General features: G+C 39.5%; 6 protein-coding genes and 1 pseudogene. All 7 read left to right on the top strand.

Features of this window, described 5'->3' with window-relative positions:
* A pseudogene (locus ABH968_RS20380) lies at positions 1 to 331 on the top strand (hypothetical protein); the annotation flags it as partial.
* A gap of 650 nt (positions 332 to 981) precedes the next feature.
* Complete coding sequence (locus tag ABH968_RS20375) at positions 982 to 2,340, top strand: aspartate kinase (RefSeq protein WP_370046938.1); 1,359 nt, start codon at positions 982 to 984, stop codon at positions 2,338 to 2,340.
* Positions 2,341 to 2,578: 238 nt separating this feature from the next.
* Positions 2,579 to 2,761 carry a hypothetical protein gene (locus ABH968_RS20370; RefSeq protein WP_053482065.1) on the top strand — a complete coding sequence of 61 codons (183 nt, stop codon included), beginning with the start codon at positions 2,579 to 2,581 and terminating at the stop codon, positions 2,759 to 2,761.
* 357 nt (positions 2,762 to 3,118) lie between these two features.
* Complete coding sequence (locus tag ABH968_RS20365) at positions 3,119 to 4,219, top strand: RNA-guided endonuclease TnpB family protein (RefSeq protein WP_370046936.1); 1,101 nt, start codon at positions 3,119 to 3,121, stop codon at positions 4,217 to 4,219.
* Positions 4,220 to 4,407: 188 nt separating this feature from the next.
* Positions 4,408 to 5,091, top strand: a complete 684-nt coding sequence (locus tag ABH968_RS20360; protein WP_370046934.1) for an adenosylcobinamide amidohydrolase — start codon at positions 4,408 to 4,410, stop codon at positions 5,089 to 5,091.
* Positions 5,088 to 6,044: an adenosylcobinamide-phosphate synthase CbiB gene (gene cbiB, locus ABH968_RS20355; protein ID WP_370046933.1), complete on the top strand. Its 957-nt coding sequence runs from the start codon at positions 5,088 to 5,090 to the stop codon at positions 6,042 to 6,044. The genes ABH968_RS20360 and cbiB overlap by 4 nt, the downstream gene beginning before the upstream one ends.
* The gene (locus ABH968_RS20350) at positions 6,031 to 7,242 is read left to right on the top strand and encodes a pyridoxal phosphate-dependent aminotransferase (RefSeq protein WP_370046931.1); all 1,212 of its coding nucleotides are present in this window, start codon (positions 6,031 to 6,033) and stop codon (positions 7,240 to 7,242) included. Before cbiB ends, ABH968_RS20350 begins: the two co-directional genes overlap by 14 nt.
* The last annotated feature ends 49 nt before the right edge of the window (positions 7,243 to 7,291 follow it).

The raw sequence follows: 7,291 nt of genomic DNA, 5'->3' as shown, positions 1-7,291 counted from the left end.
CGCTCAGGTCCGAGAGAAATCTGATCGGGTCACCCGAAGAATCGCTCAGGTCCGAGAGAAATCTGATCGGGTCACCCGAAGAATCGCTCAGGTCCGAGAGAAATCTGATCGGGTCACCCGAAGAATCGCTCAGGTCCAAGAGAAATCTGATCGGGTTGCCCGAAGATCTGCTCAGGTCCAAGAGAAACCTGATCAGGTCACCCGAAAAACTGCTCAGATTCCAACGAATACAGCCCTCCACAACATAAAAGCGGAAACCTACGCAACTCAAAGCAATCCCCGCCTAAAACAGATAAAAAATCAAAAAAAGAATAGCTTGACATCATTCTAAATAGCACAAACATCACATCTTTTTCAGCATATCATAATGGGGAAAGCGTTTTCTTCAATTAATATAGAAGAAAGGCACTACAATTTAATCAAATATGCTGAAAACCACTTGCTAATTTAAGTAAGCACAAAAGCGTTCTTGCATGATGTACACTTCATTACTTGTTTTATTACGACACTTAAAAGAGAAGGGTATAAAACCTTGATTGGCTAATCAGTTTGGGATAGTCATTCCGAAGAATTACGACTTGTTGTAATAATGATCCACATCCTGCTGTTAAGTGCTACATCTTATCTTATACAAGCAAAATTGTTCATATTGATATCCACATTTATATTCGTAAGACGCGATTGGTTTGTCATGTCAGATCTAGCATTAAAAAATTCTGTAAATTTGATGATTTCAGCTAGTTCAGACAAATATTTGTACGAATATAGGAATTCTGCGAAAAAATTTTGCAAAAACCTTAACTATTTCATACGAAATCCGTATAATAAATCAAACAGTGTGAAAATTGTCCATTTTCTATCGATTAATTGCGTGAATTTTTTAAATTGTGTTGACGTGGGGAACGATAATTTGTACACTGTGTACATTCAATTGTTTTTTGGAGGAATACATTCAATTAAAAAAGTTAGGATTTGATGGTTATGATCGTATGTAAATTTGGTGGAACATCTGTAGCAAGCGCAGAACAAATTCAAAAAGTAGCAAACATTGTAAAATCTAATCCGGCACGTAAAATCGTAGCCGTTTCTGCACCTGGGAAGCGTTCTGGTGACGATATAAAGGTAACTGATTTATTAATTAATTTAGCAATGGCAGCATTAAAAAATGAAGATATTGAAGAAGAATTGCAAATCGTTGTGAATCGCTTTATGGCGATTGCGGATGGTTTGGAGTTAGATTATACAATTTGTGATGTAATCGCTGAAGATTTACGTGAACGTGTACAAGGTGATCAATCGAATAAGGAATTATTTATCGATAGCATCAAAGCGGCAGGGGAAGACAATAACGCGAAGCTAATCGCTACTTATTTTAATTCAATCGGTATGTCGGCGCGCTATGTAAGTCCAAAAGATGGTTTGGTCGTCAATGATTTACCTGAACGCACGTATGCTTTACCAGAGGCTTATGCAAATTTAGCGCCTCTAAAATATACCAAGGAAATTATTGTATTCCCAGGTTTCTTTGGTTACACTAAAGCGGGCATACTGCGTACATTTGACCGCGGTGGCTCTGATATTACAGGCTCTATTTTAGCAGCTGCTGTTGAAGCAGAGCTTTATGAAAACTTTACGGATGTGGATTGTGTGTTTTCCGCGAATCCGAAAGTTGTGAATGATCCAGTGGAAATTAAAGAAATTACGTATCGCGAAATGCGCGAATTATCCTATGCAGGCTTTTCTGTTTTCCATGATGAAGCATTAATGCCTGTTTACAAGATTGGGGTGCCCGTTAACATAAAAAATACAAATAATCCATCAGCCCCAGGTACTCGTATCGTACCAAGACGCTCTGTAACAGGACGTCCGGTTACAGGTATCTCGGCAGACAGTGGCTTTTCAACTTTATATGTGTCAAAATATTTGATGAATAGGGAAGTAGGCTTTGGACGTAAACTTCTACAAATTTTAGAAGATGAAAATATTTCATATGAACATACACCGTCTGGTTTAGACGATATTTCAGTCATTATGCGTTCAAATCAAATAACACTAGAAAATGAAGAACGAATTCTTTCTCGTGTGAAAAATGAGTTAAATGCGGATGATGTGCAAATGCGTCATGGTTTTTCTATGATTGTTATTGTAGGCGAAGGCATGCGTAATAACACAGGTCTAGCGGCACGTGCTGCAACTGCGATTTCAAAAACAGGTGCAAATATAGAGATGATTAATCAAGGTTCATCTGAAGTTAGTCTAGTATTCGGTGTGCTACAAGAATTTGAAAATCAAATTTTACAAGCACTTTATGGGGAATTTTTTGCACATGTGAGAGTGTAAGGAAATAAAGCTTAATCGGTGGGGGTTCTTCATCCCCACTGAACGGCCAGTTAATGTCCTACCTAATTTCTTTGCCTTTCGCTAAATGTTGGGTAGAAATCTTGGTACCTGACTCTTAGCTTTTGGTACAGATAAATGACTGCTCGTTTACAGCGCTAATCCTTGAACTGGATTAGTGTTTTCTTTTTGACGGGAATACGGTAAAATCAAGGGCGTACATTGATTGGAGGTCTTTCTGTTGAAAAAATTATCGATTGGTATGTTTCTATCAATGATTGGCATACTATTTGTTTGTTTAACGATCATGGATATATTACCGTCCTCGACAAAAACGATGAAAATTGTCTATATCGGTATTGGCTGGGTGTTTATCATTGCGGGATCCATTATTCGTTTTAAAACCTTAAAACAAAAGCAATAACGGAATATTTCTCGAAATTGGATTGTGATAAAATACGGATTTGTGATACAATTTCAAAAAAAAAAATAATTTGAGTATTATGAAGTTGTGATGCTGTACAAAATTCAAAAGGTTTATATTTGGGACAGACTAGTAATTTAACTTCCCTCTAAAAGAAGTTTCCCACTTCTAAGCGTGAATGTGTGACTGCACCAGTTAAAGCGGGAGATGAACTTCGGTTAGATGTAGCCTAAAGTTGTCTCTTTTTTTGCCATGATATAATCAGGTTGGATAGATGAAAGATTGTTATATCCCAGAAATATCAAAATTCATTAATGCTTATAATAGAAGATAAGGCATGAAGTGAGGTGATTTGATATGGCAAACAAAGCCTATAAGTTTCGTCTGTATCCAACGCAAGAACAAGAGAAACTTCTTGCGAAAACTTTCGGTTGTGTTCGTTTTGTCTACAACAAAATGCTTTCGGAGCGAGAAGAAATGTATGAGCAGTTCAAGGACGACAAAGAAGCGTTAAAGAGTCAAAAATTCCCGACTCCTGCTAAATATAAAAAAGAGTTTGAATGGCTTAAAGAAGTAGACAGCCTTGCCTTGGCAAACGCTCAACTGAATTTGCAGCATGCATACAACAATTTCTTTTCTGGTCGTGCCAAATTTCCGAAGTTCAAAAATCGTAAGGCAAAACAATCCTTCACAACCAATGTGGTAAACGGAAACATTATGCTTTTGGATGGCTCTATCAAATTACCGAAACTAAAACTTGTAAAAATAAAGCAACATCGGGAGATTCCGACCCATCATATCATCAAGTCTTGTACGGTATCTCGAACTAAAACGGGAAAATATTATGTTTCTATTCTTACCGAATATGAACATCAATATATACAAAAAGAAGTACAAGATGTTGTTGGGTTAGATTTTTCCATGAATGGCTTATTTGTAGATAGCGAAGAAGGTAAGACAGCCAATTACCCTCGTTTCTATCGGCAAGCCTTGGACAAATTAGCGAAGGAACAACGTATTCTATCACGCAAAAAGAAAGATACTAATCGTTGGCACAAACAGCGTCTTAAAGTAGCGAAGTTACATGAAAAAATCGCCAACCAACGGAAAGACTTTCTGCATAAGGAATCGCATAAAGTAGCAAAAAGCTATGATTGCGTGGTGATCGAAGATCTCAACATACAAGCCCTCCATTTTGGTAAAAGCGTTGCAGATAATGCATGGGGCATGTTCACAACTTTTCTTAGGTATAAGTTAGAGGAGCAAGGGAAAAAGTTGATCAAAATAGACAGATGGTTTCCTTCTTCTAAAACTTGTTCCAATTGTGGTCAAGTAAAGGAGTCCCTATCACTTTCTGAGCGTACGTTCCACTGTGATTGTGGGTTTGTAGCAGACAGGGACTGGAATGCCGCTATCAACATTAAGCATGATGGATTGCGCTTATTATCCTTAGCGTAGCAAAAGAACTCTTGGAACAAGAGGGATAGCTCGGTCAGTTTTCGTTGGCTACTAAAAGAAGCGATTAGTCGAGAAGCCCCCACTTCAAAAACTGTTAGGTTTTAAGTGATGGGTAGTTCACGAATGAACAGTACAAATTCTTCTTTGTAAGAATTTGTTTTTTTATTTTCTGAATAGGAGGCGAGATCATGCCTGTACTACGCAAAGAAGATATTCATATTTCCGACCATTATGTTGCCATCCAAACAGGTTCGCCGATGAAGGTCGTATCCTCAGCAGTACATAATCCGGGCTTTGGCTTTTATACACATTTGATGAATCGTTCAGTGCCCTATACGTATGATGAACGAAAACCACAGCTAGAATTACAACGATTTTTACAGTCAGAGGGCTTTCCCATTGATAATACGGTGGCGATGATGACGGCTGTCTATGCCCGGTATGCAACAATTCGTGAGTTTACATATGAAGGAATTCATCTTGTCATAATGATTACGGCTGGTCTTGGCAATGCTGTCGATATTACGCGTGCCTTCCATCGTCAGGAGCAGTATCATGCTGGGACTATTAATACGTGGGTACTAATAAATGGGAGATTGTCGGATGAGGCTTTATTTCAGGCAATGATTTCTACGACAGAGGCAAAGGTCAAGGCACTTATGGATGAGGGCATAACAGATCCAACAACGGGTACACAAGCTACAGGTACTTCAACAGATAGCTTGTTGATTGCCTCAACAGAGGAAGGTGACTACCATCAATATGCAGGACCGATTACGATGCTAGGAAAAGTTATTGGCCACGGTGTTTATGAAACGATGCGTGAGGCCATTCAAAAATATAAAAAAGATAAGGAGGAGAATCCTATATGATGGCACTGATGATTGCCTGTATCATCGGGCTTGTTTTTGATTTAATAGTGGGTGATCCTCCTAAAATGCCTCATCCAGTACGCTGGATTGGGAAACTCATTCAATCTCAAACAGAATTATGGAATAAAGGAAGAATGAGAAAATTCCGTGGCATGGTGATGGCGCTCGCTGTAGTTGGCACAACGATGTTTGTTGTGACGGCTATTATGCTACTATGCTATCGGGTAAGTCTGCTATTTGGCATCTTGGTTGAGGGCTTATTAATTGGGATTGGACTAGCACAGCGTAGCTTGAAGGAAGCGGCGATGGCTGTCTACGAACCGCTCGTCAAAGGCGATTTTGCTGAAGCTCGCGTGAAGCTTTCTTGGATTGTCGGACGTGATACGGAGAAGCTTGATGAGGATGAGATTGTACGTGGTGTTGTGGAAACGGTCTCAGAAAATACGAGTGATGGGGTAACAGCTCCTTTATTTTATGCCTTCTTATTTGGCGCAATAGGGTTATGGGGCTATAAGGCTGTCAATACGTTAGACTCTATGATTGGCTATAAAAACGAGAAATATAAAGATTTTGGTATGTTTGCTGCCAAGCTAGACGATGTACTCAATTTTATACCAAGTCGATTAACTGGCCTATTGATGGTACTAGGTACGAAAAATGAAACAAACGTATCTCTCGGTAAGCGCTTAAAACGTTGGGCACAGGATGCGAAAAAACATCCAAGTCCTAATAGTGGTTATTTAGAAGCAGCGACAGCTGTTCAATTGGGGGTACAGCTTGGTGGAAAAAATACATATCAGGGTGTCGTATCATATCGAGCAATAATGGGCGAGAAATTAGTTCCATTAACAAAAGAGCATATTGCAACGTCTGTGATTCATATGCGTATTGCGACCTTGCTCTTTACGCTTGTTATGTTAGCAGTGGAGGTGTTAATTTTTGCAATTACCTAATCACGGAGCAAATCCGCAAAATGTTTATCATCAGCTAGGACTTAATATGCCCGAAGAGGTGTATGATTTTAGCGAAAATGTTAATTCGGCAGGGCCACCCCCGTTTGTTGAGGCGCGTTGGCGGACATTTTATCCGCTTATTCAACGTTATCCAGATCCGGACGGTGAGCCGTTTTTATCAAAGGTGTCAGTTTTTCATGATGTTCAGAAAGATTCTATATTATTAGGCAATGGTGCATCGGAGCTTTTTAGTGTTCTAGTGAGATGCTACGCCAATAAGCGTGTTATTATCGTACATCCAACTTTTTCAGAATATGAACGAACATTAACAGCAGTAGGCGCTGAAATTGTGCCGATTATTGTCGAGGATATTGTCCACTACACATTGCCGATGGAGCATCTAAAGCGTGAAATGGTGAACGCAGATGCTTTATATATTTGTACACCGAACAATCCGACGGGGGTGCTTCCAAAGAAAGAGGAGCTTCTCGAATTAATCTCTCACGGTGCAAAGGTCAATTGTGAGCTTGTCATTGATGAGGCATTTATTGACTGGGTAGATGAAGCCTGTTCATTGATCCAATATGTGGCAGAAAATCCTCATTTGATCATCGTTCGTTCGATGACAAAAATGTATGCGATTCCAGGATTACGCTTAGGCTATTTAGTGGCGAGCCCAATAGTTGTTGCTGATCTAAAGTCTATCCTACCGCATTGGAACTTGAATGCCTTTGCCCTTGTTATAGGTACAGGCTGTTTAGATGAACATGTATATTGTGAGCAAGCCATTGCCTATGCTAAAAATCAACGGGAAGCGCTACAGAGCTATTTACAAGAAAATGGTTGTCAGGTGACGAATAGTGTAACGAATTATGTATGTTTTGCATTACCAAAAAATCAGCAAGCAGATACATTTTTTACATACTGTTTATCAAAGGGCGTCGTGCTGCGCCATACAAAAAACTTTATGGGCTTAAATGGTGAATGGTTCCGAATTGGAATTAAGGATATTGCAGCCATGACATATTTACAGAATTGTTTGCAGGAGTGGTTTAACTTCTTTCAGCAGAAGTCTCCCACCTCTTTAGTTGGTGAAATGAATGAGGTTTTAAGTCTCCTTTCAGCGGGTGTCCAATCATTCGCTGAAATAGAGGAACTCAGTCTAAGAACGCCACGTCCTGTGGCAACGACTGAGTGACCAACTTCGTGTTGGCCTAAAGCCTCCGGCGGATGTCACGGAATCGGAA

Source organism: Lysinibacillus sp. RC79 (assembly GCF_041262405.1).
GTDB lineage: Bacteria > Bacillota > Bacilli > Bacillales_A > Planococcaceae > Lysinibacillus.
Note: the sequence above shows the minus strand (reverse complement) of the source record. Positions and strands in the feature narration are given on the sequence as shown.